The following is a 24,395-nucleotide window of genomic DNA, read 5'->3' as shown; positions in this document are numbered from 1 at the left end:
TTCTAAAAAAGCGTAAAATAAATCATGTATATTTGAAGGAGGATAGCGGATGATTATCTTGAAAACGAAGGAAGAGATGCTGAAAATGCGTAAAGCGGGTGCCATTCTATCAGCATGTCATAAAGAGATCGCAAAAATGATTCGTCCGGGAATAACAACACTCGCGATTAACGATTTTGCCGAGAAGTTCATTACGGATCATGGAGCGGAACAAGTGACGAAGGGGTTCAAAGGGTATCCCTTCGCTACCTGCGCTTCGGTTAATGACGTTATTGCGCACGGATTTCCGAATACAGAACCTCTTCAGGAAGGCGATATTGTCAAAATGGACATCGTCTGCCGTTACGACGGGTGGTGTGCCGATACGTGCCAAACGTACGCCGTCGGGAACCTTTCGCCGCAAGCGGCACGGCTGGTGCAGGTCACGCGGGAATGCCTGGAGCTCGCCATTCCTCAAGCCGTCGTCGGCAACAGGATCGGGGATGTAGTTCATGTCATTCAACAGCATGCGGAACGAGCAGGCTACTCGATTGTCCGCGATCTGGTCGCCCATGGGATCGGACGGTCGATGCACGAGGAGCCTTCCTTTCCGCATGCGGGGAAGCCGGGACGCGGCTTTCGACTGCAAGAAGGCATGGTGTTCACCATCGAACCGATGGTGAACGCCGGTAAGCTGGAAATGTTCATTGATTTCGACGGGTGGACGGCACGTACGGTGGACGGCAGTTTATCGGCGCAATTCGAGCATACGGTTGCCATTACGAAAGACGGACCATGGGTGTTAACGGAGTAAGGAGAATGTAGAAATTCGGAACTAAAAGAGCCCGCCGGCACGATCCAATCGCAGCTGCGGGCCCTTCTTCGTTTGTTAGGACGATGGGGAACAGTTATCCTTACGACGTTCGTTTGTCACTTCGTCGTTGTCATTTGCGGCTACACCGGTTGTCGTTACGGTTGCCGTCGCATCGGTCTTCACATCATTAATGCCTTCGTTGTTGTAAAGGTAAATTTCTTCCGTTTGATCCTGCTCATTGGCCATCCGTATCACCTCCGCCCTAGTGTTCCGCGGGGGGACGAGCCTTATGCGCCGGATGTAATGGACTTTACGTCCCCGAGAGGACTCGAACCTCTATCGGTCCTTTAGGAGAGGACTGCTCTATCCTGTTGAGCTACGGGGACTTGAAACAAAGTTATTATAACATACCGAAGGGCATGGAGGGAATCCAGACAAAGACAGCCGCATGAAAAAAATATAAACCATGCGCTTGCAGGGTTTTGTAAAGCTCGATTCGTCTAAGTAAACAGGAGAGGAGGGGGAGAACAATTACGGAAGAAGCTTGGATTGCGCGCTTGATGGCGGGCGACCGGGAAGCGTTCCGCGAGCTTGTCGACCGTTACGGCCGTTATTTGTTTCAAGCGGTGTACGGCGTGCTCCATTCGGTGAAAGACGCCGAAGACGTGACGCAGGAAGCGCTGATCAACATCTTTGCGGCTCTCCCCCAATACCGGCATCAAGGATTTAAATCATGGATTACACGCATAGCGGTCAATAAGGCGATCGATTATAAGCGATCGAAGGAACGCAAGAAGGAGCAGCTAACCTCCGATTGGGAGGAGCTTGAGCCGGTTGCGGCCAGAGTGGGCCCGAATACCGTCGAAGATACGTTACTCGAACGGGAGAAGCGGGAGAGGGTGCGCAATTATGTGGACCAGCTGCCGGAGCATTACCGGGACGTCGTGTACGCCTTTTATATTGAGGAAAAATCGTATCAACAAATTGCACAGGAACAGCAGATTGCGTTAAAAACCGTAGAATCGAAGCTGTACCGGGCCAAACAATATTTGCGCAAAGCATGGAAGGAGGAGGATCGGGGATGATCCACATTTCGGAGGAAGCATGGCTGCTCTATATCAACGATGAGCTGTCAGCCGATGAGCGGGACCGCTGCGAGGATCATATGAAGGTATGCGACCACTGTTTGGAGCTTTATATGACCTGCCTGGACAAGGCCGCCGAGCGTCTGCCTCAGCCGGATATGCACACCCTGACGGAAATAACGATGCTGCGGTGGGACGAGCATCTTGAGCAGCAGGCGGATCGTTCACATGGACACGACGCTCATTTGCATCATAGCGCATACCGGCGAGCATGGACGCGGCACCCGATCTTCCATTATGCGGTGGCCGCGGCGGTTACGCTCTTATTGATGGGCTCGGGGGTGTTTCAAATTTTCACCCAGCAGGTGAATGCGCTGGATCCGAAATCGCATGCGGAGGCGGATTCCGTAACGTACCGTTCATTCAGCGACCAGCTGATGGACAAAACGATCGGGATGCTCGATGCCATTCAACCGAAACAAGAAGAGAGAGGGAAACGTGATGAATAGACATAAAAACCCTACTGTAGCATTCATGTTGTCTCTGATTCCGGGTCTAGGTCACTTGTACATGGGCCGCGCATTGAAAGGCGTTCTACTCGGTGGGGCCTTCTTGGGATCGTTGGTCATGACTTTATTCCTGCTATCGGAAAATATAGAAGAAGTGGCAGTCGCCACGCTGATCATTGCCTTTCTGATTTGGTTCGGCAGCCTCTTCGATATTGTGCGTACGATTGCTGCAGGACCGCCCTACCCGGCTCATGCCGAATGGGGATCCCCTAATCATGCCGGCAGCCGTTCCTATGGCCCTGAGCAAGCTTCTGAGCGGCCCTATGGGCCTGAAGCTATGCCGCGACACATGGAGCGGGAGCGGCCTTCGGAAGGGGAACCACCGCGATATGGCAGCGTGCCGCCGCAATATCCGTCCGGCAGCGTAAGCGATCGTCACTTTACGATACTTCTATCCTTCCTTCCGGGACTCGGACACTTCCAGCTCGGGCTGATGCAGCGCGGTCTCGCGTTCCTGGCGTTGTTCTTCGGTCTGGGGGTTGTAACGGTTTTTTTAACCGCGATGACGAATCAGGATGATTTCCTGGTCCTGCTGGGCGGGCTGCCGATTATTTGGCTCTATGGGTTATTCGACTGCGTCCAGCAGTTACACCGGAAGCAGCGGGGCGAGACGCTGGTTGATCGGACGATATTCGAAGATTTTCAGGACGGCCGCGAATCGGGCAAGAAAAACAAAACGATTGCGATGCTGCTGTCCATGTTTCCGGGAGCGGGACATATGTACCTGGGCCTGCAAAAACGGGGATTGCAGCTGATGGCGGCTTTTCTGTTCAGCGTTTATTTTATGGATGCGCTCCGGTTGTCGTTATTTTTGTTCTTGATTCCGATTCTATGGTTTTACAGCTTCTTCGACGCGCTGCAGCAGATCTCGAAATCCGGCAGGGAGCCGTTGACGGATGCACCCATCGTGGATTGGCTCGTCCACCGGCAGCGTTGGATCGGAATCGGATTGCTTGGTCTGGGTTTGTATTATTTGCTGGATCAGGTGCTGTTGAATATGCTTGATCTTTGGCTGCCGAGAGAAGTACGGTCGCGGGTGTTGAACTGGTACCATACCTATTTTCAAACCTTTATCGTTTCGGTACTGCTGATCGGCGGGGGGATACGCCTATTATGGGGCGGCAAGAAAGGGAAGCGGGGGGAGTAGATTGAGAAAATGGCGCGTAGGCACGTTGTCGATGGGGCTCACGCTGATCGGCTTCGGAGTCCTCCTGTTCTTATCGCAATGGCAGGGACTTGGCGCATTCACCAGCTTCATCCGCTGGTGGCCGATTGTCCTTGTGCTGCTTGGCCTGGAGATCCTCGCGTATGTGTTCATCGCCAAGAAAGAGAGCGAGGTCATCCGGTATGATTGGATGAGCGTCCTGTTCGTCGGGGTGTTGTTCGCCGGCTGTTTCATGTTTACGATGCTGACCGGTCTCGGGGTGACGGATGAAGTACGCAAACTCGTAGGCGAAGTCGAGGTCACGGCGGATTTGCCCGAACTGCAGGAACCGGTAAATCCGGCCATCCAAAAGCTGGTCGTGCAAACATCCGGCGAACCGGTTCGCATCGACAAAACGGCGGAGCGTTCCATGCACCTGTTCGGCACTTACCGAACCCGCGTACAGGAAGGAGACCGTCCGACGGTCGACAAGGAGCAATTCTACACGGTGCGAACGGTTGGCGACACGATGTATGTGCAGGTGAAGCGTCCTCCGGTCTACCGCGGCCTGAATTCGGTCTACCCGGAGATGTCTGTTACGTTAGTGCTACCGCAGGACGTGCAGGTTGAAGTGCAGGGCCCAAATAACGAATCGAACCCTGGCTAAGAGTCGAAAATATCGAATAATCCCCTTCGGGCTGCTATGTATGAAATAGAGCGGCACGAAGGGGGTTTTGTTTAGGACCCTGGCCTTAAGGAACCAGAACGGGAGGCTTCCGGTGATGGGTGCCCTGTTCATAAGCGTAGGCCAGTTTAATCAAGGTTGCTTCATCGAAGGCGCGGCCCAAAAATTCGATGCCGACCCCCAAGCCATCCGTCGTATAACCGGCCGGTACAGTGATAGCCGGGAAGCCGGAGAACGGGCTAACAAAATAGACTGAAGGGAGAGAGGGAAAACAACGGGAGAAGAGAGGGATATCGGAATTTGGGCATAAAAAAATTGCGGTTTACGCCGCAATTCGTAGTTCATATAGGATGGTCGAGACGACAGGATTTGAACCTGCGACCTCTTGGTCCCGAACCAAGCGCTCTACCAAGCTGAGCCACGTCTCGAACTTCTGAAACGATTATATTTTAGCATGGGTAAATAGGCGTTGTAAAGGGAATTAGGTTACGTCTTCCCCCTTAATCTACGGAAAAATTGGGTGAGCATGGAACTGCATTCTTCCTGCAGAACGCCTTGAATCACGTCGACGCGATGGTTAAATCTATCTTCCTGCAGCAGGTTCATCAGCGTCCCCGCGCAGCCGGCCTTTGGGTCCGGGGATGCGTAAATCACTTGCGGAATTCGCGCCTGGACGATCGCTCCGGCGCACATCGGACACGGCTCAAGGGTCACATAAAGCCGGCATTCCAGCAACCGCCAGGCGTCCAGCTGTTCGCTCGCTTGTTTAATCGCGATCAGTTCGGCGTGGGCAAGCGGATCTTTGGCCGTTTCCCGAACGTTATGACCGCGGCCGATAATGTCGCTGCCGCGAACAATGACCGCTCCGATCGGCACTTCGCGGATCGCTTCGGCTTTCCGCGCTTCTTCGATTGCCGCCCGCATAAAATACTCGTGTTCTTCTATGGCTATCAATCGTTACACCTCATTCATCATTAGTCATTCGTCGATTGCGGGTAAGAAAAACGAACAAGCATTCTTACTCACATACTGTGGATAAGTATGTGGATAAAGAGGATTAATTTCTTATCCCCATTGTAGGTAAATCGCGCTTTTAGGGCAAGTCCGGGTGTGGATATATAAGTTATCCACAGAACGGTTAACATGTGAATAATTTTTTTACGGAAAAGCGCTGTTAATTTTTTGTGAAAAGTGTGAATATTCTTGAAGGGGATTTAGGAAACACCTATAATGAGATCAAGATGTGGGCATATGTACCCAAGTTCGGTGATGTGAAGTTTAGTTAAATAGTCGTTATCATTCGTTTTTTTGACAAACTTGTCGAAAGGCAAGGACGCAAAGCTTAGGGTCTAAGATCTTCTTTATTGAGGATGACGACAGCCTGGCCGCCGATTGGGCGCACCGGTGAACAGACTGTAGTCTCGCATGTTGAGATGCAGCTTATTTTTTACCGAAGACATGAGAGCGAAAGGTGGTAACGAAGGTGATGAAGTCCGTTACGAGTGAAAAAATATCCTACGAGTTTACCCACGAAACGTATAGAAGCCCAAGCGGAATACTGCTGAACAGCCGGGTGGCGGTGGAGAAGCGGGATTTCGTTTCGACCGGCATTTTGACTTATGCCGAGGGTGATATTCTTGAAGTTGAGATTTCGGAATACAAGGCGTTCGAACTTGGGGATACGGTTAAATTAACGGTCTATTCACCCGGCGGAATCTATACGTTCCAATCGACGGTCGTGGCTAAAGATCAAGGAGCGCTGATGGTTATCAACCCCCCTCAGAATCGGAGCCGATTCGCCGAGAAGCGGGAGAACCCGCGGGTCGACGTCAAACATGACGGACACCTGCTCTCGATCCGCGAACCGAATGCGGAGCTCCAATTGTTGAAGGAGCATGTCGCGCTGGAGGTTCGAAATATTAGCATCAGCGGGCTCGGGTTTATTTTGCCGAGCGATATTGAGTTAAGCAAGCATGCTATGGCCGACGTTCGGCTGGACCTGGGCTTCGAGATGCCGTGCCAAGTCGAGATCATACGGTTGGATCCGGGAGAAACCGTAATCTATTACGGAGCGCGTTACATCGACATGCCGACGGACAAAGCCAATGCGCTGCGGGCGTTTGTGTTGAAAAAGCAAGTGGAAAACCATTTCAGTTCGAAACGGGACGATTTTAACAAACGTATATTCAAATAGAGGCCGGCAATGCCACGGACTTCTTGCAGGGCGCTCGCATATGCTGATCGTAAGGCAAGGATTCTCGTCGGATCGGCTGGGGCCCCCAGCGCCCGAGACCTTCCGAAATATCCGCAGGGTGGTGAGCACGGTGGCTTTTGTTATGAAATATGAGATCATTCCACGCTATTTGACGGGGCCGAGCCAGCGGCGTCCGAAGACGGCGTTAGCCCGCTGCCGGTTTATGGTGGCCCACGATACGGGAAATCCGGGGTCAACGGCCGCAGCGAATGTGTCTTATTTTGAAAATACCCGCAATGAAATGTCATCTTCCGCGCATCTGTTTGTGGACGATAAACAGATCATCGAGTGCATACCGTTCCTGACCGGACCGGCTGAGATTGCCTATCACGTCGTGTACAACGTAACGACCGATAACGCGCGTTACGGCGACGACGCCAACGACGCGGCGGGCGCGGTGGAGCTTTGTTACGGAGGCAGGATCAGCTTGACGGAATCTTACAAGCGGTACGTATGGGTGCTTGCGTATGCTTGTTACCGGTACGGACTAAACCCGGCTACCGATATCGTCGGGCACTATATGCTGGATCCGGCAAGGAGAAGCGATCCGCAGGAGCCGCTGCGGCTGCTCGGCAAGACGTTCCAGAGCTTCGTTCAGGACGTTGTGAACGAGTACCGGGCCAGCCTTGTGACGGAACCCGCGCCGGAACCGCAGACACGAATTAGCGCGGAGGATGCGAACAAGATCATCGGCTTTCTATCAGCCTCCTATTTCACAGCGGAAGATCAGGCGGCCAAGGCGGAGTTCCACAGGCTGGCCAATGAGCTTCGCCGTATTTCGGGGCAGCCGCCGCAGTAACGCGCCCGTCACCATGCCCTCTTTCCGAATGGAAGGAGGGTTTTTCCCATAGGGAGATGACACGGGGCCTACTTTTGGGATATAATATAATGTCAGGATTTGAAATTCCGTTCAGAGCATAAGGAGCTGTTTATATATGAGTCTTTCTTGTGGAATCGTCGGTTTGCCGAATGTCGGTAAATCTACGTTGTTTAACGCCATTACACAGGCCGGTGCGGAGTCGGCTAACTATCCGTTCTGCACGATCGATCCGAATGTCGGCGTAGTGGAGGTACCGGATGAGCGCTTGACCCGCTTGGCGGAAATCGTCGTGCCGAATCGCATCGTGCCTACGGCGTTCGAATTCGTCGATATTGCCGGATTGGTCAAGGGCGCAAGCCAAGGCGAGGGACTCGGCAATAAGTTCCTTGCCCACATCCGCGAGGTGGACGCCATCGTGCATGTCGTACGCTGTTTCCAAGACGAGAACATTACGCACGTTTCCGGAACGGTCGACCCGATCAGCGATATCGAGACGATCAACCTGGAACTGATTTTGGCGGACGTGGATTCGGTGGACAAAAGAATCGATCGCTCCCGGAAGAACATGAAGGGCGGCGACAAGAAATATGCGCAGGAAGTCGAGTGTCTGGAACGCATTAAGGAGGCGCTCTACAACGATAAGCCGGCGCGCAGCGTCGAGCTGAGCGATGAGGAGCGCTTGCTGATCCGCGACCTGCACCTGCTGACGATGAAGCCGGTGTTGTATGCGGCGAATGTCAGTGAGGCGGAGGTTGCGGACACGGACGGCAATCCGTATGTGCAGAAAGTGCGCGAATACGCGGCGCTCGAAGGCGCGGAAGTGGTTCCGATCAGCGCGAAGGTGGAATCGGAGATCGCTGAGCTGGAAGGCGAGGACAAGCAGATGTTTCTGGAGGAGCTGGGCCTTGCCGAATCCGGGTTGAACCGGTTGATCCGTGCCGCTTACAGGCTGCTCGGGCTGTACACGTATTTTACGGCAGGGGTACAGGAAGTTCGCGCATGGACGATCCGCAAAGGAATGAAAGCGCCGCAGGCGGCAGGCGTAATCCATACCGATTTCGAACGCGGCTTTATCCGCGCTGAGGTTGTCGGCTACGATGATCTGATCGGTTCGGGCTCGATGAATGCTGCAAAGGAAAAAGGTTTGCTGCGCCTCGAGGGCAAAGAATATGTCGTTCAAGACGGCGACGTCATGCACTTCCGTTTCAACGTTTAGCTAGGCTAAGAGACGGTCCAAGTGCCTGCAGCCTTGGCGCGAGGAAGCGGGAAGATCAGCGGTGGTCGGCATGAAGAAGACGCCTGCTCGGAGCAATGGGTGTTGAAGGACAGGATGGTCGCTTAGTAAGGAAAAACGGGTTACGGAAAGAAAGGATGGATGACGAATGCTGGATCGGTTACAAGCTTTGGCTGACCGTTACGATAAGTTAAGCGAGTTGTTGTGCGACCCGGATGTCGCGTCGGATTCCAAGAAGCTTCGCGAGTATTCCAAGGAGCAGTCGGATCTGCAAGAGACGTATGAAGCTTATACAGAGTATAAGAGCGTTATGGAACAATATGAGGCGGCGCGGGCGATGCAGAACGAGAAGCTCGACGACGAGATGAAAGAGCTCGTCAAGATGGAGCTGGAAGAGCTGTCCGCGCGCAAGGACGAGCTGGAAGAGCGGATCAAGGTGTTGATGATGCCGAAGGATCCGAACGACGATAAGAACGTAATCGTAGAAATCCGCGGCGCGGCCGGCGGCGATGAAGCGGCTTTGTTCGCAGCCGATTTGTATCGGATGTATACCAAATTCGCGGACGCGCAAGGCTGGCGGACGGAAGTGCTGGATGTGAACATGAACGATCTCGGCGGGTTCAAAGAGATTATTTTCCTCGTGAACGGGAAGGGCGCTTACAGCAAACTGAAGTTCGAGAGCGGCGCACACCGGGTACAGCGCATACCGGCAACAGAGTCCGGTGGACGCATTCATACGTCGACGTCGACGGTTGCGGTGATGCCGGAGATGGAAGATTTCGACATCGAGATTCACGATAACGACATTCGCGTCGATACGTTCTGTTCGAGCGGAGCGGGCGGACAATCCGTCAATACGACGAAGTCGGCCGTTCGCGTCACGCATATCCCTACGGGCATCGTAGCGACCTGCCAGGACGGCAAGTCGCAAAACTCGAACAAAGAGAAGGCGCTGCAAGTGCTGCGCGCCCGTATCTATGACAAGATGCAGCAGGAAGAGATGGAGAAGTACGGCGCGGAGCGGAAAAGCAAGGTCGGCACCGGCGACCGTTCGGAGCGGATTCGCACGTACAACTTCCCGCAAAGCCGCGTGACCGATCATCGGATCGGCTTGACGCTGCACCGGCTGGACGCCGTATTGAACGGCGATATGGAAGAGATCGTTTCGGCGCTTACGATTGCGGCGCAAACGGATCAGATGGAAAAAGGAGAGTACGCCGGTGCTTGAGGAACGGCGTTTGACGATACGTGAAGCCTACTCGGAGGCTTCTTCTTTTTTGCGGCGGCACGGGGTGCGGGATCCGGAAGCGAACGCTGAACGTCTGCTTGAGCATGTGCTCGGGGAAAGCCGCAGCGGTATGCTGCTCCGATGGGGAGAAAAGTTCCCCGTGGAACAATTAGGAAATTGGAAGGCGCTTCTGGAGCGGAAAGCGGCCGGCGAACCGGTGCAATATATAATCGGGGAGCAGGAGTTTTATGGGCATGCTTTCGAAGTAACGCCTGCGGTGCTCATTCCGCGACCGGAGACGGAACTGCTCGTCGAGGAGGTGCTGCGTCTCGGACGGTTGCTTTGGAGTGCGGAGGCCGTGGATAGCGGGACAGGCTTGTTGAGGCATGCAGACGGGGCAGAGGAGCGAGAGGCCGTCCGCCACCGACCGACTGTATGCGATATCGGGACGGGAAGCGGAGCCATTGCCTTGACTTTAGCCGCAGCTTGCGCCGAATGGCGTGTGCTGGCATCCGATCTGTCGCCGGAGGCGCTTGCCGTTGCCCGGAGCAATGCGCTTCGTCTCGGCGTCGGCGAAAGAGTTACGTTCGCCGAAGGAGATCTATTGCGTCCGTGGATCGAGCGCCGTGAACGGATCGACATTCTCGTGTCCAATCCGCCGTACATTCCGGAAGCAGACGAACCGGGTCTGCAGCCGGAAGTCAGGCTGTATGAACCTCGAACCGCGCTGTACGGCGGGGAGGACGGTCTCGTGCTGTACAGGCGGATGACGGCCCAGCTGGCCGGGCTTGTTGCCTTGCCGCGGCTGGTCGGCTTTGAAGTCGGCTTCGGGCAAGCGCAAGCGGTCCGGGGGCTGCTCGAACAGGCCGGCGATTGGGACGACTTGTATGTCGTTCCCGACTTGGCCGGCATTGAACGGCACGTCATCGCGTATCGGAAGTAACGATAAAATATAACGGATCGCCACGTTTAGACTCTCTTAAAGCCGGAAACACTAGAAACTAGATTCGATAGATTCGAAGTTGCTAGCGGTTCAGGCTTGGAGTATGAGAGAGGCGGCGATCGAAATGGTCAAACGGTTTGCGTGGAAACGGTATGCGTATGTGGGGTTCGCTTTGTTGATGCTTCTGATGTGCTGGGAGTCGAGCCGCGCGAATGCGATGCTCTTCACGGCGTCTAAAGCTGATGAAGCGGGCGCAAGCGTCATCCCGGCGGAGTCGATCCGCCTGCGCATCCTGGCCAATTCCGATGCGCCTGCCGACCAATGGATCAAACGCGAGGTCCGTGACGCCGTTATTGCGGAGATGTCCGGCTGGGTTCAACAACCCGACGGCCTGGAGGCGGCGCGCGAAACCATTCGCAAGCACTTGCCGGAGCTGGGAGCGGTAGTCCGTGAGACGCTGCAGCAGAACGGCTTTGACTATACGTATCAGGTGGAGCTTGGGCTCGTCCCGTTCCCGACGAAAATGTACGGCAATCAAGTATATCCGGCCGGCGATTACGAGGCGCTGCGCATATCGATCGGCGCCGCCGCCGGGCAAAATTGGTGGTGCGTGCTGTTCCCGCCGCTTTGCTTCGTCGATTCGGAGATGGTCGTCAAGAAACAAAATAAAGCCCATGCGGCAGCGTTTGACGACGAACCGGAACAGAAGGACAAGATGAGCGCGAGCAAGTCCGAAGCCGCCGGTGCGGAAAAAGGGAAAAGCGCAGGGAAAGAAGCGGCGAAAGCTTCCAAAACGGATGCTGCTGCAAAGCAGAACGCGGACGCGACTCAGCAAGCGGCGGAAACCGCGGAAACCACAGAAAGCGCTAAGCCGGAAGTCCGATTTTTCCTCTGGGATATGATGAAGAAAGTCGCGTCGCTGTTTGCTTAATACGGGGTGCAGGTTACATCGGGAGGATGGAATTCGATGATGGAGACGAAGATATGGAAGACGGATGCGGCGCAGCCGGCCGCGCAGGCGCTGCAGGAAGCGGCGTCCTGGCTGCGGACCGGGCGAACGGTGGCGTTTCCGACGGAAACGGTCTACGGGCTCGGTGCGGATGCGCGCAATACGGAGGCCGTGTCCGCTATCTTTGCCGCCAAGGGCCGACCGTCTGACAATCCGCTGATTGTGCATATCGCCGACAGGTCTCAACTGGCCGAGCTGACCGCTCCGCCGGAGGAGGCCGTTTTGCGGTTGATGGACGCGTTCTGGCCGGGGCCGCTCACGATCGTGCTGCCGGCACGCCCGGGCGTGCTGTCGCCGCTCGTCACCGCCGGGCTGTCCAGCGTGGGCGTGCGCATGCCCGACCATCCGGTCGCGCTTGCGCTCATCGCCGCCGCCGGCTGCCCGGTCGCCGCGCCGAGCGCGAACCGCTCCGGGCGCCCGAGTCCGACGCAAGCGGCGCACGTGCTGCGCGACTTGGACGGGCGCATCGACGGCGTCGTGGACGGCGGCACCGCAGGCGTCGGCCTTGAGTCCACCGTCGTCGAGCTGGCGGGCGACGCGCTGCACGTACTGCGTCCGGGCGGCGTCACCGCCGGCGAGCTTCGCCGCGCGCTGCCTGCGGGCGTGCGCCTCGTGGAGGCGGTGGAGGCGCCCACCGCCCAAGAGACGCCGCGGGCGCCGGGCATGAAATATGCCCACTACGCGCCGCGTGGACAGCTCACGATCGTGCAGGGCGCCGATCGGCAGCAGGTGCTCGCGCGCATGCGGCGCGAGCTGGAGGCGGCGCGCGCTCGCGGCGAACGCACGGGCGCGCTCGTCTTCGCCGAGCACGCGGATGCCGTGCAGGCCGACCATGCGGCCGTGTGCGGCCGCCTCTCCGACCTGGCGTCGGTCGGGCGGGAGCTGTACGCGGCGCTCCGTTCGTTCGACGAGGCGGACGCCACGTTCATCGTGGCGGAGGCTTGTCCCGAGGAAGGGATTGGCGCCGCAGTCATGAACCGCCTGCGTAAAGCCGCAAGCGGCCGCATTTTACAAGTGTAAGGATCATGATGCTTCCTGCAGGAAGACATGTTTCCCCCTTGTCCCGCATAGGTTGGTTAGGAGTGGGACAGGGAGGTAGAAGGCATGGATTTGGCAGCACCGCTGTATTGGGGACAACTCGTGTCCACCGGCTTACTGGCGCTGGCCCTCGGATTGGATGCGCTATCGCTTGGCCTCGGCATTGGGATGAGAGGCATCCGCAAGCTGGATGTATTGAAAATCAGTGTCGTGACCGCGCTCTTTCATATGGTCATGCCGCTGGCCGGCATGTGGACAGGCGGTTACTTGAGCGTGCTGCTCGGGAAAGTGGCGACGGTAGGCGGCGGTCTCCTGCTGGTGCTCCTTGGCGCACATATGGTGTACAGCGCGCTGCAGTCGAATGAAACGCGGGGCCACAACCACCGGAACTTTTGGGGATTGATGCTGTTCGCCTTCAGCGTTAGCATCGATTCGTTCTCCGTGGGCGTGTCGCTGGGGATGTTTGCCGGAGACGTGATGATGACGGTGCTGATGTTCGGCGCCGCCGGCGGTCTCATGTCGATCGCCGGATTGCTGCTCGGCCGGCGCGTAGGCGAGTGGACAGGCGAATACGGCGAGGCGCTGGGCGGCGTCATCTTGCTCGCCTTTGGCATTCATTTTTTGTTCTAAGCGCCTAGTTATCCATAATTGGGCGATTTTGAGGTAAACTAAGAAAGGCAGGACCATTCTTATCATAATGGATGAAGAAAGCGGGGAGAGAAGATGAACCGGATTTTGTTCGTATGTACAGGCAATACGTGCCGCAGTCCGATGGCGGAGGGGATCATGCGCAGCATATTGGCGGAAGCGGGGTTGTCCGACATCGAGGTTCGCTCGGCCGGCGTGTCGGCGTACCCGGGAACGCCGATCTCCGATCATGCCGCATCCGTGCTTTCCATGAAGGGCAGCAGCGGGCCGTCGGAATCGACGCTTCTGTCACAATCGCTGGTCGATTGGGCCGATTTGGTGTTAACGATGACCTCCAGCCATAAAAGACATACGATCCAGCTGTACCCGGAAGCGGTCGATAAGGTGTATACGCTGAAAGAATATGTGCAGGATGACGCGGGAGCAGCGGTCAAAATCGCGGAAATCGAAACGCTGCTGACAGAGGTTCAGCTGAAGCAGGCGTTGTCCGAGCCGGTGACCGACGAGGAGCGCCGCCGTATCGAGGAACTGCAGCAAGAGGTGCCTTCGCACGACATCGCTGACCCGTATGGCGGCTCGCTTCGGATGTATCAGAGCGCAGCCCAAGAGATAGAGGAATGCTTAATCAAGCTGGCGGCGAAGCTGCGGGCGAACCGCTAACCGCCGGTCCGCTCTACGATTCGAAGCCGTAACAAGTTAGGCTTTACAGCCATCGCGGAATGGGCTATGATAATTGTAACAACATCAGACCCGGTGTAACTGGCGACAAGTGGATTCAACCACGGTGGAGCATCGGGATATACGGCCGGTCGCCTGGGCAAAGAGCAGCATCACGCGGGATATCTCGCGTTGTGTCATGCTCTTTTTTCGTTTTTTTGCCGTCGCGTTTTGAGTTATAATGAAATGGACAATAGCGAGGAGGGCGAGAGAGATGAAAATTGCAATGGGTGCGGATCACGGCGGGTATCGGTTGAAGGATGTGATCAAGCCGTTCATTGAACAATTGGGTCACGAGGTCATCGACTACGGCTGCGATTGTTCCGATTCTGTCGATTATCCCGATTATGCGATTCCGGTCTGCGACGACGTGGTGTCGGGGAAAGCGGACAGAGGGATTCTGATCTGCGGCACCGGCATCGGGATGACCATTGCGGCGAATAAGGTGCCCGGCATCCGCTGTGCGCTTGTACATGATTTGTTCTCGGCGAAAGCGACGCGGGAGCATAACGATTCCAACGTGTTAGCAATGGGCGAACGCGTGATCGGCCCGGGGGTTGCCCTAGAGATTGTGAAAATTTGGCTGGAAACCGAATTTTCCAATGGAGAACGTCATAAGAACCGCGTCGGCAAAGTGAAGGCGCTTGAAGATAAATACGCGCTGCATCCGTAACCGGAGAGAGGGGCGCGACATGAACATTCCCAATATCGGACAAGATGCTTCCGCGGTTGCTCCGGATCTGACGATGGTCCGCTCGCAAGCGGAGACGATCCTGCGCGAGCTTGCCGCGGCAGGACACCTCGAGCCCGGACGGCTCTTGGTTATCGGGACAAGCACGAGCGAGGTGCTCGGACGGCATATCGGAACGTCGGGGAGCGAAGCGGTGGCCCGACAGTTGTACGAGGCGGTGGAAGCCGTGCGGGCGGACGCCGGGTTTTATCCGGTGTATCAGTGCTGCGAGCATTTGAACCGGGCGCTCGTCTTGGAGCGCGAGGCGATGGAGCGGTACGGCTTCGAGCAGGTAAGCGTCGTGCCGGTGCCGAAAGCCGGCGGGTCGATGGCTGCTTATGCTTATCGGCATTTACGGTCTGCCGTGGTCGTCGAGACGGTGCAGGCGCACGCGGGCCTCGATATCGGCGGGACATTGATCGGGATGCACCTGAAGCGGGTGGCGGTTCCGTTCAAGCCGTCGGTGCGGCGGATCGGCGAAGCGTTCGTGCAGGCGGCGTTCACCCGTCCGAAGCTGATCGGGGGCGCCAGAGCGGTGTATGCGGCGGATATGCAGCAGCCTGCGAATGAAACCTGCGAATAAAGTTGAGAAACGACTCTGAATTTATATCTGACATCAACGGGAGGAACCTTATCATGGACTTTTTACGTAAACAAGATCCGAAAATCGTCGAAGCAATGAATCTGGAGCTCGGCCGTCAGCGCGATAAAATCGAGCTGATCGCTTCCGAGAACTTCGTGAGCCAAGCGGTGCTGGAAGCGATGGGTACCGTATTGACGAACAAATATGCGGAAGGCTACCCGAACAAGCGGTACTACGGCGGCTGCGAGTACGTCGATATCGTTGAAGATATCGCCCGCGACCGCGCGAAAGAGCTGTTCGGCGCCGAGCACGCTAACGTCCAGCCGCACTCCGGCGCGCAAGCCAACATGGCCGTATACCTGGCGGCTCTTCAACCCGGCGACACGGTTCTCGGCATGAACCTTGCGCATGGCGGTCACTTGACGCACGGCAGCCCGGTGAATGCCTCCGGCATTTTGTATAACTTCGTGGCGTATGGCGTTTCGGAGAAAGATTCCCGCATTGACTACGACGACGTCCGCAAAGCGGCGTTCAAACATAAGCCTCGTCTGATCGTAGCGGGCGCCAGCGCGTATCCGCGTACGATCGACTTTGAAGTGCTTGCGCAAATCGCGAACGATGTAGGCGCGCTGTTCATGGTTGACATGGCGCACATTGCCGGTCTCGTGGCGGCAGGCCTGCACCCGAATCCGGTGCCGCATGCGCACTTCGTGACGACGACGACGCACAAGACGCTCCGCGGTCCTCGTGGCGGCTTGATTCTGTGCCGCAAGCCGTGGGCGGCGGCGATCGATAAGGCTGTGTTCCCGGGCACGCAAGGCGGTCCTTTGATGCACGTCATCGCGTCGAAAGCGGTAGCGCTCGGCGAAGCGCTGCAGCCGGAATTCACGACTTACGCGCAGAACGTCGTGAACAACGCCAAAGTGTTGTCTGAAGGCTTGCTTGCCGAAGGCATCAACCTCGTGTCCGGCGGTACGGACAATCACTTGATGCTGATCGACCTGCGCAGCTTGAACATCTCGGGTAAAGACGCCGAGCACCTGCTCGACGAAGTCGGCGTGACATGCAACAAGAACGCGATTCCGTTCGACCCGACCAGCCCGTTCGTCACCAGCGGTATCCGCATCGGTACGCCGGCGGCGACTTCCCGCGGCATGGATCAAGAAGCGATGAAGACGATCGCGAAGATTATCGCATTGACTTTGAAAAACCCAACCGACGCCGCCGTACACGACCGAGTTCGCGGCATGGTGAAGGATTTGACAGCCCAATTCCCGCTGTATCCGGGCTTGAGCTACTAAGCGAATACGAACGGGGCCGTTATCCGGCCTGCCCAATAAAGACCGATTCTCGTCTGTCCGCGAGCTTCGGTCTTTATTTTTTGCCATTTATGCCGCAGCGGGAATCGGATGCCTGCTCTGGCGTAGTTCTCGGCTTCTCCCGGCAACCAGTGGAACTATACGCACACTTGCAGCGCCTCTCTTTACGAACCGGCCTCCAGCTTCTTATAATTGTCGCCGTATTTGGCTGCGAGCTGAGGACCGAAGTCGGCCTCGATTCTCAGCATCAGCACGTTGTGGTGATAGGCGTTCGTCAGCGTTTCAACGACGGCGGGGTGATCGGTCTCAAGCGCACTCGGCTTCATCGGTCCTCCGAAGCTTCCGAGCAGCGCGTACCGATGGTCGAACAACATGGTAAATTTACGCGGCTGCTCGGATGCAGGCTCATCGAACCGCCTATGGACGAGCACATGCTTCAGGCGGGTATTCACCTCGCCGAACGACATCAAGATGACGCGAACGCCTTTGTTCTCGGCGTAGACGAGCGCATCTTCCAGGCGCGGCAAGTCTTCGGACCCGATTTCGACGATGACGGAGGCCCGGGCGTTGGCCGTCATTCTTCGCGCCGCTTGCTCCAGCGCGTCTCCGCCTTCCCAATTGTAGAAGGACGGGGCCGTTCTCGGCGGAGTCCGCAGCTGATGAACCAAGCTGTCTGCCGCTTGCTCGAACTCCAGCCGCAGATGACCGACCAGCTGCTGGATTGGTACGGCGTCGTACCGGACCGGGTCCCCTTCGATCATGCGGCATGCTCCTTTGTCAATTAAAGAACGCAAAGCCGCATACACGTTCGTACGGGAGACCGACACGCGTTTCGCCACTTCATAGCCGGATAGCTTCGATTGTTCATGAAGCGTCAAATAGCAGCGGGATTCCAAATCGGACAAGCCGATCTTTTTCAATAATTCCATAGGGACACCTGCTTCCTAATACTTGGGTGGTATGTCATAATACTGCCTATTCGGGAAGCTGTCGTCAAGCGGGCAAACCAACACGTACAACTGTTCCACGTGGATCAAATTCGGGGCAAATGTATATTTTTTACGACAGTTGGGATAAGTTCATGCACTTGTGGTATAATAGACGAGATTTGGCGAAAAAAGCTTATAAAAAGCGGTTTGTCGCGCATTTTTAGCGTTTTAGGGGGAAGCTTAGGCATGGGAAAAGTATTCGTTTGCGATCATCCGCTCATTCAGCACAAATTAACGTATATTCGGGATGAGAACACAACGACGAAAGATTTTCGAGAGCTTGTAGACGAAGTGGCGACTTTGATGGCTTATGAGATAACGAGAGATATTCCGCTTGAAAAGGTTGAGGTGCGTACGCCAGTGACTACGGCAGAGGGCCGTGTCATCTCCGGGCGGATGCTGGGATTGATTCCTATCCTGCGTGCCGGACTCGGCATGGTGGATGGCATCCTGAAGCTTGTGCCGGCTGCGAAAGTCGGGCATATCGGTTTGTATCGCGACCCGGATACACTCGAGCCGGTCGAATATTACGCGAAGCTGCCGACCGACGTTCAGGAGCGGGAGCTTATCGTGATCGACCCGATGCTCGCTACGGGGGGATCGGCCAATGCGGCGCTGACGGCGCTCAAGAACCGGGGCTGCACCCAGATAAAGCTGATGTGCCTGATTGCCGCGCCGGAGGGCGTTCAAGCCGTGCAGCAAGCGCATCCCGATGTCGACCTCTATGTGGCGGCCATTGACGATTATTTGAATGATCACGGGTATATCGTGCCCGGTTTAGGGGATGCCGGGGACCGTTTATTCGGCACGAAATAATTTTCGGTGGGGAAAGGGGAAGCCGTATCCATGAAAAAGACGAAAATCATTACGATTTTCGGGACTAGACCCGAAGCGATTAAGATGGCTCCGCTGGTGAAGGAGCTGGAGAAGCATTCGGAGCAGATCGAGTCGCTTGTTTGCGTAACAGCGCAGCATCGGCAAATGCTTGACCAGGTGCTCGACATTTTCAATATTAAACCGAACTACGATCTGGATGTCATGAAGGATCGTCAGACATTGAACGAGATTACAATCCGGGTGCTGCAAGGGCTTGATCCGGTGTTCAAGCAAGAGAAGCCCGATATGATTCTCGTTCACGGCGATACGCTGACCACCTTCCTTGCGAGTTATGCGGCGTTCCTGCATCAAATTCAAGTCGGCCACGTGGAAGCAGGTCTGCGTACCTGGAACAAGCTGTCTCCTTATCCGGAGGAAATGAACCGGCAGTTGACCGGCGTGCTGGCCGATCTGCACTTTGCGCCGACCGGCTGGTCTGCGGGCAACTTGCGGAAGGAGAACAAGCCGGAGGATCGGATTCATATTACCGGAAACACGGTGACGGACGTGTTCCAATACACGGTGCGGGAACAATTTGCGCATCCTGTGCTCGATTGGGCGGCCGGCAAGCGTCTTGTGCTGATGACGGCGCATCGCCGGGAATCGCAGGGAGAGCCGCACCGTCAGGTGTTCCGCGCAATAAGGCGCATCGCCGACGAGTTCGACGACATCGCGATCGTATATCCGGTGCATCCGAGCCCGGCCGTGAAGGAACCGGCCTACGAGCTGCTCAGCGGTCATGACCGGATCAAACTGATTGAACCGCTCGACGTGTTCGAGTTCCACAATTTTTATCCGCACGCGCATCTGATCTTGACGGACTCCGGCGGCTTACAGGAAGAAGCGCCTTCTTTCGGCGTGCCTGTCCTTGTGCTGCGGGAGACGACCGAGCGTCCGGAGGGCATCGAGGCGGGAACGCTCGAGCTGGTCGGTACGGATGAGACGAACGTGTACGAACGGACTAAAGCACTGCTGAGCAATGCGGACCTGTACGATCGCATGAGCCGTTCGGCGAATCCGTATGGCGACGGCAAAGCGTCCGGACGCATCGTCGAAGCGATTTTATATCACTTCGGACAGCGCTCTGAAAGGCCGCAAACTTTCCAACCGTGACAATCTGATGACAAACGATACAGCATACAGTTGCACTGTTTGGTTTGAAATGCCGAAAACCCTTGTTCTATCGGGCTTTTTGTGATTTATGTCATAGATGATAAGCAAACTTGTCCAATTGACAAAGATCACTTTACTTAGATAAAATAAACTAGGATTTGGGTTAGAGTTACGAGTCGATCGACCAACCGGCTCAGTGTGTAGCTGTGTGAACGGTTGCAATCCTATGGGACGGCCGCAGGCAGGAGTCTTTTCCGGCGCACGTCCAAAAGGAAGGGTTATGAAACGGCAAAATTCCAATGACAATCCATGGCGTGCCGCTGCGCTCGTCAGCGCTCTGGGAGTTGATGTTGTTTTTTGTACGGCAGCCGGTTATTGGGTTGGGAGCTGGACCGGAACACATCTAGGCAGTCTGAAAGCTTGGGTTATCGGCGGGGTGCTGGTCGGGTTCGCGGTTGGAATCCTGACGTCCATACTGGTTGTGAAAAAGTTTCTGGAGGATAAGCCGTAGAGACATGAAGGACCAGTTGAAAGTAATCGCCCGCATCGCCTTATTCATGATTTCCGCCCTGCTGCTTGTCTGGGCCTTTTTGCCTGCGTACCGGACGTACGCTTCCGGATTCATCCTCGGAACATTGGCCAGCCTGACTAACGCCTGGCTGCTGATCCTGAAGATCGAAACGTTGTCCAAGCTCACCCAGCAGGAAGGAAGAAAGCGCGTGAACCTCGGGACGCTTTCCCGGATGTGCGTAGCTCTTCTGGCCGTCATGATCGCCGTGAAATACCCGCAGTTCAATCTCGTATTCACCATCGCTGGATTATTTTCGGTCCAATTGGCAACACTCCTGATGGGTTATCTTTTTATTAAAAAATAATCATGAAATTCTTGGAAAGGAGGAAAATATCAGATGCATCATTTTCCGGTGTGGCAAATTGGCGGGTTAAATATCGACCTCTCCACGTTTCTGGGGATTATCGTCTCCTGCTTGATTGTGTTCATCTTGGCGCGTTTGTCTGTGAGAAATTTATCCGTAACAAATCCGTCCAAAATGCAAAATTTCATGGAATGGGTCATTGAATTCGTGCATGGCATTATAGCGAGCACGATGCCTTTAAACCGAGTGAAGCCTTACGTTGCGCTTGGGATGACGATCATTATGTTCATATTTGTATCCAACCTGCTTGGACTGCCGTTCGGTCTTGTTTTCTCTTATACGGAGCCATTATCTTTTCTAGGCTATCCGATCATTACAGAGGAAATGATTCATAATGCGCATGGCGGGCACGGATACGAACTGGCTTGGTGGAAGTCACCTACAGCGGATGTCTCCGTTACCTTCGGCTTGGCGATCATCGTGTTCTTCCTGATTCATTATTTGGGATTGAAACAGAACACCAAGCATTACCTGAAACACTATTTCGAGCCGTTCTGGTTCTTCTTCCCGCTTAACGTTATCAAAGAGATTTCCAAGCCCCTTACGCTCGGTTTGCGTTTGTACGCGAACATTTTTGCGGGCGAGGTGTTGATTGCCACGATTTTGATGGCAGGTATTGCCGGAACGCCGCTCTTGATGGCATGGCAAGGCTTCAGTATTTTCGTCGGAGCCATTCAAGCGTTCCTGTTCACTATTCTCACCATGGTTTACATTTCGCAGGCTACCGTTCACGACGAGAGTCACGATAGCCACTAGCATGAAACTATAAAAACAAAATTATTGAGGAGGATTTTAAAATGGAATTTTTGGCAGCAGCATTAGCAATCGGTTTGGGTGCACTTGGCGCAGGTATCGGTAACGGTATGATCGTAAGCAAAACAGTTGAAGGGATCTCCCGTCAGCCTGAATTGCGCGGTACGTTGCAAACAACGATGTTTATCGGGGTCGGTATCGTAGAGGTTGTTCCGATCATCGGCGTCGTACTCGGATTCCTGATCTTCTTCGGTGCTTAATTCCATGACGATTAGGTTTGGCGCGGAAGGCCTGAGCCATCCACGCCTTCGTTTTGCCTAAAATGACTGAAAGGAGTGGCATAGATGAGTTGGCATTGGGAATCGTTCGTGTTTGCGATCATAGCATTTGTGGTGCTCTACTGGCTCCTCAATAAGTACGCCTTCGGACCTTTGTTCGGGATTATGGAAGAGCGCAGACGCATCGTCGCTGAGCAAATTTCGAAAACGGAGCAAGACCGCAAAGCGGCCGAAAGCTTGCTTGCGGAGCAAAAAGAAGCTATGCAGAACGTGCGTAAGGAAGCCCAGACTATTCTGGAGCAAGCCCGCGCGATGAGCAATAAACAAAGTCAGGACATTATCGATCAAGCGAAAGAGGAAGCGGTTCGTTTGAAAGAAGAGGCTGTCCGTGATATCGAGACGGAGAAAAATAAAGCTGTTGCTTCTTTGAGAAATGAAGTCAGCGCGATGTCCGTTCTCATCGCTTCCAAAATTATTGAGAAGCAAATCGATGAGAAATCGCAAGAAGAGCTGGTTGAACACTATCTGAAAGAAGTAGGGGGCAAGCAATGAGCAAGGATACTGTTGTAGCCAAAAGGTATGCAAAGGCCTTGTTCGAAATCGCCCGCGACCAAAATCGCATCAGTCCAATTGAAGAAGAGCTGCAGGCTGTTGTTTCGGCTCTGCGCAGCAATGAAGACTTCTACAAGCTGATCGTTCATCCGGGGCTTGCCGCTTCGGCCAAGAACGAGATCCTTCAACAAGTATTCGGCGCTCAATTGTCGGAGACGGTTTTGAACACGCTTATGCTTCTTGTCGACAAAGGCCGTGAGGAGCTGCTCGAAGCCTTGGTCGATTATTATTCGGCCATTGCGAATGAATCGCTGGGACAAGCGCGCGCGATCGTTTATACGCCGGTTGCTTTATCCGAGCAGGAACTTCAGCAAGTAGCCAGCACATTTTCCACATTGACAAGCAAACAAATCCGCGTGGAATCGGTTATTGATAAAAGCTTGCTAGGCGGCCTTCAAATCCGCGTCGGCGACCGTCTGTACGACGGCAGCTTGTCCGGCAAGCTCAAGCGTTTGGAAAGAACCTTGAATCAATCTCAAGCACTGTAGATAGGGGTGAGGATCGTTGAGTATCAAACCTGAAGAAATCAGCACATTGATTAAACAACAGATTGAGAACTATAAATCGGAAATTCAAGTCGTTGACGTTGGTACAGTCATTCAGGTCGGTGACGGTATCGCCCGCGCACACGGCTTGGAGAACGTCATGGCAGGTGAGCTGCTCGAGTTTTCCAACGGGGTTCTGGGCTATGCCTTTAACCTTGAGGAAAGCAACGTCGGTATCGTTATTCTCGGACCTTACACGGATATCCGTGAAGGCGATCCGGTGAAACGTACCGGCAGGATCATGGAGGTTCCGGTAGGCGAGGCGCTTCTCGGCCGCGTCGTGAACGCACTTGGTCAACCGGTTGACGGCAGAGGTCCAATCGAAACGACGACTTTCCGTCCGGTTGAATCTCCGGCACCAGGCGTTATGGCCCGTAAATCGGTTCATGAGCCTATGCAAACCGGTATTAAAGCTATCGACGCGATGATTCCTGTCGGCCGCGGTCAGCGCGAGTTGATCATCGGGGACCGTCAAACCGGTAAAACGTCGATCGCGATCGATACGATCATCAACCAAAAAGGCAACGGCGTGAAATGTATCTACGTTGCTATCGGTCAAAAACAATCGACGGTTGTCGGCGTTGTCGAGCAATTGCGTAAAGCAGGCGCTCTCGATTACACGATCGTCGTTACGGCTTCGGCTTCCGAGCCATCCCCGATGCTGTGGCTTGCTCCTTATGCGGGCTGCGCGATGGGTGAATACTTCATGTACAAAGGCGAGCACGTCCTGATCGTATACGACGACTTGACTAAACAAGCGGCTGCCTACCGTGAGCTGTCCTTGCTGCTTCGCCGTCCTCCGGGCCGGGAAGCATATCCAGGCGACGTGTTCTACTTGCACTCCCGTTTGCTGGAGCGCGCTGCGAAATTGAGCGACGAGCTGGGCGGAGGTTCCTTGACCGCGCTGCCGTTCATCGAAACGCAAGCGGGCGACGTCTCCGCTTACATTCCGACGAACGTGATCTCGATCACGGACGGACAGATCTTCCTTGAATCCGACTTGTTCTACTCCGGCCAACGTCCGGCGGTTAACGTCGGTATCTCGGTTTCCCGGGTAGGGGGTTCCGCTCAAACGAAAGCGATGAAAAAAGTTGCCGGTACACTCCGTGTCGACTTGGCTCAATACCGTGAGCTCGCGGCGTTCGCTCAGTTCGGATCGGACCTCGATAAAGCGACGCAAACTCGCTTGAACCGTGGTGTTCGTACGCTGGAAATTTTGAAACAAGGCGTAAACCAACCGTTGACGCTCGAAAGACAAGTAGCGTCCTTATACACGGTTGTTAAAGGCCACCTGGACGATATTCCGGTTCAAGACGTACGTCGTTTCGAAGAAGAATTCCTTTCTTTCCTCGATTCCAGCCGTGCGGAAATTTTGAACAGCATCCGCGACACGAAAGACTTGACTGCGGATAATGAAAAAGCATTGTCGGAAGCGATCCAACAATTCAAAAAAGGATTTGCTCCTTCGGCATAAACGATAGTACGGCAAGCTTGG

General features: G+C 55.0%; 29 protein-coding genes, 2 tRNA genes, 1 pseudogene and 2 riboswitches. Of the genes and pseudogenes, 26 read left to right on the top strand and 6 right to left on the bottom strand.

What is annotated here, in order from left to right; translation table 11 throughout:
- The first annotated feature begins 49 nt into the window (after nucleotides 1-49).
- Nucleotides 50-793: a type I methionyl aminopeptidase gene (gene map / locus PVA01S_RS20530; RefSeq protein WP_054798166.1), complete on the top strand. Its 744-nt coding sequence runs from the start codon at nucleotides 50-52 to the stop codon at nucleotides 791-793.
- A gap of 75 nt (nucleotides 794-868) precedes the next feature.
- Here the strand turns inward: map and PVA01S_RS26785 are convergent, their stop codons facing one another.
- On the bottom strand, nucleotides 869-1,039 hold the full coding sequence (locus PVA01S_RS26785) for a hypothetical protein (RefSeq protein WP_164751917.1): 171 nt from the start codon (nucleotides 1,037-1,039) through the stop codon (nucleotides 869-871).
- A 67-nt stretch (nucleotides 1,040-1,106) separates the two neighbouring features.
- Nucleotides 1,107-1,179, bottom strand: a tRNA-Arg gene (locus PVA01S_RS20525).
- 174 nt (nucleotides 1,180-1,353) lie between these two features.
- On the opposite strand from PVA01S_RS20525, the gene PVA01S_RS20520 reads away from it, so the two are divergent.
- From PVA01S_RS20520 to PVA01S_RS20505, 4 genes are read left to right on the top strand one after another with little or no spacing between them, the layout of a single operon-like run.
- Nucleotides 1,354-1,878 carry an RNA polymerase sigma factor gene (locus tag PVA01S_RS20520; protein WP_127609124.1) on the top strand — a complete coding sequence of 175 codons (525 nt, stop codon included), beginning with the start codon at nucleotides 1,354-1,356 and terminating at the stop codon, nucleotides 1,876-1,878.
- Nucleotides 1,875-2,387: a zf-HC2 domain-containing protein gene (locus tag PVA01S_RS20515; protein WP_164751916.1), complete on the top strand. Its 513-nt coding sequence runs from the start codon at nucleotides 1,875-1,877 to the stop codon at nucleotides 2,385-2,387. Before PVA01S_RS20520 ends, PVA01S_RS20515 begins: the two co-directional genes overlap by 4 nt.
- Nucleotides 2,380-3,594, top strand: coding sequence for a hypothetical protein (locus PVA01S_RS20510; RefSeq protein ID WP_127609122.1), 1,215 nt, complete (start codon nucleotides 2,380-2,382; stop codon nucleotides 3,592-3,594). Before PVA01S_RS20515 ends, PVA01S_RS20510 begins: the two co-directional genes overlap by 8 nt.
- Before the next feature lies 1 nt (nucleotide 3,595).
- Nucleotides 3,596-4,258 (top strand): LiaI-LiaF-like domain-containing protein, encoded by a 663-nt coding sequence (locus PVA01S_RS20505; RefSeq protein WP_127609121.1) that lies wholly within the window; start codon nucleotides 3,596-3,598, stop codon nucleotides 4,256-4,258.
- Between the two features lie 85 nt (nucleotides 4,259-4,343).
- Here PVA01S_RS20505 and PVA01S_RS20500 read toward each other — a convergent pair.
- From PVA01S_RS20500 to tadA, 3 genes and pseudogenes are all read right to left on the bottom strand, one after another.
- Nucleotides 4,344-4,517 (bottom strand): annotated as a pseudogene (locus PVA01S_RS20500) (amidase family protein); the annotation flags it as partial.
- A gap of 110 nt (nucleotides 4,518-4,627) precedes the next feature.
- Nucleotides 4,628-4,704, bottom strand: a tRNA-Pro gene (locus PVA01S_RS20495).
- 58 nt (nucleotides 4,705-4,762) lie between these two features.
- On the bottom strand, nucleotides 4,763-5,230 hold the full coding sequence (gene tadA / locus PVA01S_RS20490) for a tRNA adenosine(34) deaminase TadA (RefSeq protein ID WP_269058707.1): 468 nt from the start codon (nucleotides 5,228-5,230) through the stop codon (nucleotides 4,763-4,765).
- Nucleotides 5,231-5,576: 346 nt separating this feature from the next.
- Nucleotides 5,577-5,669, top strand: a riboswitch (cyclic di-GMP riboswitch).
- Between the two features lie 93 nt (nucleotides 5,670-5,762).
- Between tadA and PVA01S_RS20485 the strand changes: the two genes are divergently transcribed.
- The 12 genes from PVA01S_RS20485 (at nucleotide 5,763) to glyA (ending at nucleotide 16,781) form a co-directional block, all read left to right on the top strand.
- Entirely contained in the window at nucleotides 5,763-6,470 is a 708-nt protein-coding gene (locus PVA01S_RS20485; protein WP_127609143.1) for a PilZ domain-containing protein, read from the top strand.
- 130 nt (nucleotides 6,471-6,600) lie between these two features.
- Nucleotides 6,601-7,329 carry a peptidoglycan recognition protein family protein gene (locus PVA01S_RS20480; RefSeq protein WP_054798175.1) on the top strand — a complete coding sequence of 243 codons (729 nt, stop codon included), beginning with the start codon at nucleotides 6,601-6,603 and terminating at the stop codon, nucleotides 7,327-7,329.
- 136 nt (nucleotides 7,330-7,465) lie between these two features.
- On the top strand, nucleotides 7,466-8,566 hold the full coding sequence (gene ychF / locus PVA01S_RS20475) for a redox-regulated ATPase YchF (protein WP_127609120.1): 1,101 nt from the start codon (nucleotides 7,466-7,468) through the stop codon (nucleotides 8,564-8,566).
- A gap of 166 nt (nucleotides 8,567-8,732) precedes the next feature.
- A complete protein-coding gene (gene prfA, locus PVA01S_RS20470; RefSeq protein WP_054798171.1) occupies nucleotides 8,733-9,812 on the top strand; it encodes a peptide chain release factor 1 in 1,080 nt (359 codons plus the stop codon).
- Nucleotides 9,805-10,755 (top strand): peptide chain release factor N(5)-glutamine methyltransferase, encoded by a 951-nt coding sequence (gene prmC / locus PVA01S_RS20465; protein ID WP_127609119.1) that lies wholly within the window; start codon nucleotides 9,805-9,807, stop codon nucleotides 10,753-10,755. Before prfA ends, prmC begins: the two co-directional genes overlap by 8 nt.
- A gap of 124 nt (nucleotides 10,756-10,879) precedes the next feature.
- Nucleotides 10,880-11,686 (top strand): stage II sporulation protein R, encoded by an 807-nt coding sequence (spoIIR, locus tag PVA01S_RS20460; protein WP_127609118.1) that lies wholly within the window; start codon nucleotides 10,880-10,882, stop codon nucleotides 11,684-11,686.
- Nucleotides 11,687-11,725: 39 nt separating this feature from the next.
- Nucleotides 11,726-12,784: an L-threonylcarbamoyladenylate synthase gene (locus PVA01S_RS20455; RefSeq protein WP_127609141.1), complete on the top strand. Its 1,059-nt coding sequence runs from the start codon at nucleotides 11,726-11,728 to the stop codon at nucleotides 12,782-12,784.
- Between the two features lie 84 nt (nucleotides 12,785-12,868).
- Nucleotides 12,869-13,432 (top strand): manganese efflux pump MntP, encoded by a 564-nt coding sequence (locus PVA01S_RS20450; protein ID WP_127609117.1) that lies wholly within the window; start codon nucleotides 12,869-12,871, stop codon nucleotides 13,430-13,432.
- Nucleotides 13,433-13,525: 93 nt separating this feature from the next.
- The gene (locus PVA01S_RS20445) at nucleotides 13,526-14,110 is read left to right on the top strand and encodes a low molecular weight protein arginine phosphatase (RefSeq protein ID WP_054796267.1); all 585 of its coding nucleotides are present in this window, start codon (nucleotides 13,526-13,528) and stop codon (nucleotides 14,108-14,110) included.
- A gap of 85 nt (nucleotides 14,111-14,195) precedes the next feature.
- Nucleotides 14,196-14,276, top strand: a riboswitch (ZMP/ZTP riboswitch).
- Nucleotides 14,277-14,381: 105 nt separating this feature from the next.
- On the top strand, nucleotides 14,382-14,840 hold the full coding sequence (gene rpiB, locus PVA01S_RS20440) for a ribose 5-phosphate isomerase B (protein ID WP_054796268.1): 459 nt from the start codon (nucleotides 14,382-14,384) through the stop codon (nucleotides 14,838-14,840).
- A gap of 19 nt (nucleotides 14,841-14,859) precedes the next feature.
- Nucleotides 14,860-15,480, top strand: a complete 621-nt coding sequence (locus tag PVA01S_RS20435; protein WP_127609116.1) for a TIGR01440 family protein — start codon at nucleotides 14,860-14,862, stop codon at nucleotides 15,478-15,480.
- Nucleotides 15,481-15,533: 53 nt separating this feature from the next.
- Nucleotides 15,534-16,781: a serine hydroxymethyltransferase gene (glyA, locus tag PVA01S_RS20430; protein WP_054796270.1), complete on the top strand. Its 1,248-nt coding sequence runs from the start codon at nucleotides 15,534-15,536 to the stop codon at nucleotides 16,779-16,781.
- A 182-nt stretch (nucleotides 16,782-16,963) separates the two neighbouring features.
- Here the strand turns inward: glyA and PVA01S_RS20425 are convergent, their stop codons facing one another.
- Entirely contained in the window at nucleotides 16,964-17,728 is a 765-nt protein-coding gene (locus tag PVA01S_RS20425) for a TrmB family transcriptional regulator (protein WP_054796271.1), read from the bottom strand.
- 246 nt (nucleotides 17,729-17,974) lie between these two features.
- Between PVA01S_RS20425 and upp the strand changes: the two genes are divergently transcribed.
- The 9 genes from upp to atpA all read left to right on the top strand — a co-directional run bounded on the left by upp (nucleotide 17,975) and on the right by atpA (nucleotide 24,374).
- A complete protein-coding gene (upp, locus tag PVA01S_RS20420; RefSeq protein WP_054796272.1) occupies nucleotides 17,975-18,604 on the top strand; it encodes a uracil phosphoribosyltransferase in 630 nt (209 codons plus the stop codon).
- Nucleotides 18,605-18,634: 30 nt separating this feature from the next.
- Nucleotides 18,635-19,777 (top strand): non-hydrolyzing UDP-N-acetylglucosamine 2-epimerase, encoded by a 1,143-nt coding sequence (gene wecB, locus PVA01S_RS20415; protein ID WP_054799355.1) that lies wholly within the window; start codon nucleotides 18,635-18,637, stop codon nucleotides 19,775-19,777.
- A 280-nt stretch (nucleotides 19,778-20,057) separates the two neighbouring features.
- Nucleotides 20,058-20,288 (top strand): AtpZ/AtpI family protein, encoded by a 231-nt coding sequence (locus tag PVA01S_RS20410; RefSeq protein ID WP_127609115.1) that lies wholly within the window; start codon nucleotides 20,058-20,060, stop codon nucleotides 20,286-20,288.
- A gap of 4 nt (nucleotides 20,289-20,292) precedes the next feature.
- Nucleotides 20,293-20,652, top strand: coding sequence for an ATP synthase subunit I (locus PVA01S_RS20405; RefSeq protein ID WP_127609114.1), 360 nt, complete (start codon nucleotides 20,293-20,295; stop codon nucleotides 20,650-20,652).
- A gap of 33 nt (nucleotides 20,653-20,685) precedes the next feature.
- The gene (atpB, locus tag PVA01S_RS20400; protein ID WP_054796274.1) at nucleotides 20,686-21,468 is read left to right on the top strand and encodes a F0F1 ATP synthase subunit A; all 783 of its coding nucleotides are present in this window, start codon (nucleotides 20,686-20,688) and stop codon (nucleotides 21,466-21,468) included.
- A 41-nt stretch (nucleotides 21,469-21,509) separates the two neighbouring features.
- On the top strand, nucleotides 21,510-21,725 hold the full coding sequence (atpE, locus tag PVA01S_RS20395) for a F0F1 ATP synthase subunit C (protein WP_054796275.1): 216 nt from the start codon (nucleotides 21,510-21,512) through the stop codon (nucleotides 21,723-21,725).
- A gap of 84 nt (nucleotides 21,726-21,809) precedes the next feature.
- Nucleotides 21,810-22,295, top strand: coding sequence for a F0F1 ATP synthase subunit B (atpF, locus tag PVA01S_RS20390; protein WP_127609113.1), 486 nt, complete (start codon nucleotides 21,810-21,812; stop codon nucleotides 22,293-22,295).
- Nucleotides 22,292-22,843, top strand: coding sequence for a F0F1 ATP synthase subunit delta (locus tag PVA01S_RS20385; RefSeq protein WP_054796276.1), 552 nt, complete (start codon nucleotides 22,292-22,294; stop codon nucleotides 22,841-22,843). Before atpF ends, PVA01S_RS20385 begins: the two co-directional genes overlap by 4 nt.
- Nucleotides 22,844-22,859: 16 nt before the next feature.
- Entirely contained in the window at nucleotides 22,860-24,374 is a 1,515-nt protein-coding gene (gene atpA, locus PVA01S_RS20380) for a F0F1 ATP synthase subunit alpha (protein ID WP_127609112.1), read from the top strand.
- Nucleotides 24,375-24,395: the final 21 nt, after the last annotated feature.

Origin of the sequence: Paenibacillus validus NBRC 15382 (assembly GCF_004000985.1) — a bacterium.
In the GTDB taxonomy this organism is placed as follows: domain Bacteria; phylum Bacillota; class Bacilli; order Paenibacillales; family NBRC-103111; genus Paenibacillus_G; species Paenibacillus_G validus.
Note: the sequence above shows the minus strand (reverse complement) of the source record. Positions and strands in the feature narration are given on the sequence as shown.

What these genes read in the sequence shown, in the direction of transcription:
- spoIIR (WP_127609118.1), top strand. Translation starts at nt 10,880, where the DNA reads ATGGTCAAACGGTTTGCGTGGAAACGGTATGCGTATGTGGGGTTCGCT.
- glyA (WP_054796270.1), top strand. Translation starts at nt 15,534, where the DNA reads ATGGACTTTTTACGTAAACAAGATCCGAAAATCGTCGAAGCAATGAAT.
- rpiB (WP_054796268.1), top strand. Translation starts at nt 14,382, where the DNA reads ATGAAAATTGCAATGGGTGCGGATCACGGCGGGTATCGGTTGAAGGAT.
- PVA01S_RS20515 (WP_164751916.1), top strand. Translation starts at nt 1,875, where the DNA reads ATGATCCACATTTCGGAGGAAGCATGGCTGCTCTATATCAACGATGAG.
- atpF (WP_127609113.1), top strand. Translation starts at nt 21,810, where the DNA reads ATGAGTTGGCATTGGGAATCGTTCGTGTTTGCGATCATAGCATTTGTG.
- PVA01S_RS20485 (WP_127609143.1), top strand. Translation starts at nt 5,763, where the DNA reads ATGAAGTCCGTTACGAGTGAAAAAATATCCTACGAGTTTACCCACGAA.
- upp (WP_054796272.1), top strand. Translation starts at nt 17,975, where the DNA reads ATGGGAAAAGTATTCGTTTGCGATCATCCGCTCATTCAGCACAAATTA.
- atpE (WP_054796275.1), top strand. Translation starts at nt 21,510, where the DNA reads ATGGAATTTTTGGCAGCAGCATTAGCAATCGGTTTGGGTGCACTTGGC.
- PVA01S_RS20455 (WP_127609141.1), top strand. Translation starts at nt 11,726, where the DNA reads ATGGAGACGAAGATATGGAAGACGGATGCGGCGCAGCCGGCCGCGCAG.
- PVA01S_RS20445 (WP_054796267.1), top strand. Translation starts at nt 13,526, where the DNA reads ATGAACCGGATTTTGTTCGTATGTACAGGCAATACGTGCCGCAGTCCG.
- PVA01S_RS26785 (WP_164751917.1), bottom strand. Translation starts at nt 1,039, where the DNA reads ATGGCCAATGAGCAGGATCAAACGGAAGAAATTTACCTTTACAACAAC.
- PVA01S_RS20520 (WP_127609124.1), top strand. Translation starts at nt 1,354, where the DNA reads ATGGCGGGCGACCGGGAAGCGTTCCGCGAGCTTGTCGACCGTTACGGC.
- wecB (WP_054799355.1), top strand. Translation starts at nt 18,635, where the DNA reads ATGAAAAAGACGAAAATCATTACGATTTTCGGGACTAGACCCGAAGCG.
- ychF (WP_127609120.1), top strand. Translation starts at nt 7,466, where the DNA reads ATGAGTCTTTCTTGTGGAATCGTCGGTTTGCCGAATGTCGGTAAATCT.
- PVA01S_RS20405 (WP_127609114.1), top strand. Translation starts at nt 20,293, where the DNA reads ATGAAGGACCAGTTGAAAGTAATCGCCCGCATCGCCTTATTCATGATT.
- map (WP_054798166.1), top strand. Translation starts at nt 50, where the DNA reads ATGATTATCTTGAAAACGAAGGAAGAGATGCTGAAAATGCGTAAAGCG.
- atpB (WP_054796274.1), top strand. Translation starts at nt 20,686, where the DNA reads ATGCATCATTTTCCGGTGTGGCAAATTGGCGGGTTAAATATCGACCTC.
- PVA01S_RS20510 (WP_127609122.1), top strand. Translation starts at nt 2,380, where the DNA reads ATGAATAGACATAAAAACCCTACTGTAGCATTCATGTTGTCTCTGATT.
- PVA01S_RS20425 (WP_054796271.1), bottom strand. Translation starts at nt 17,728, where the DNA reads ATGGAATTATTGAAAAAGATCGGCTTGTCCGATTTGGAATCCCGCTGC.
- PVA01S_RS20410 (WP_127609115.1), top strand. Translation starts at nt 20,058, where the DNA reads ATGAAACGGCAAAATTCCAATGACAATCCATGGCGTGCCGCTGCGCTC.
- PVA01S_RS20450 (WP_127609117.1), top strand. Translation starts at nt 12,869, where the DNA reads ATGGATTTGGCAGCACCGCTGTATTGGGGACAACTCGTGTCCACCGGC.
- prfA (WP_054798171.1), top strand. Translation starts at nt 8,733, where the DNA reads ATGCTGGATCGGTTACAAGCTTTGGCTGACCGTTACGATAAGTTAAGC.
- PVA01S_RS20435 (WP_127609116.1), top strand. Translation starts at nt 14,860, where the DNA reads ATGAACATTCCCAATATCGGACAAGATGCTTCCGCGGTTGCTCCGGAT.
- PVA01S_RS20385 (WP_054796276.1), top strand. Translation starts at nt 22,292, where the DNA reads ATGAGCAAGGATACTGTTGTAGCCAAAAGGTATGCAAAGGCCTTGTTC.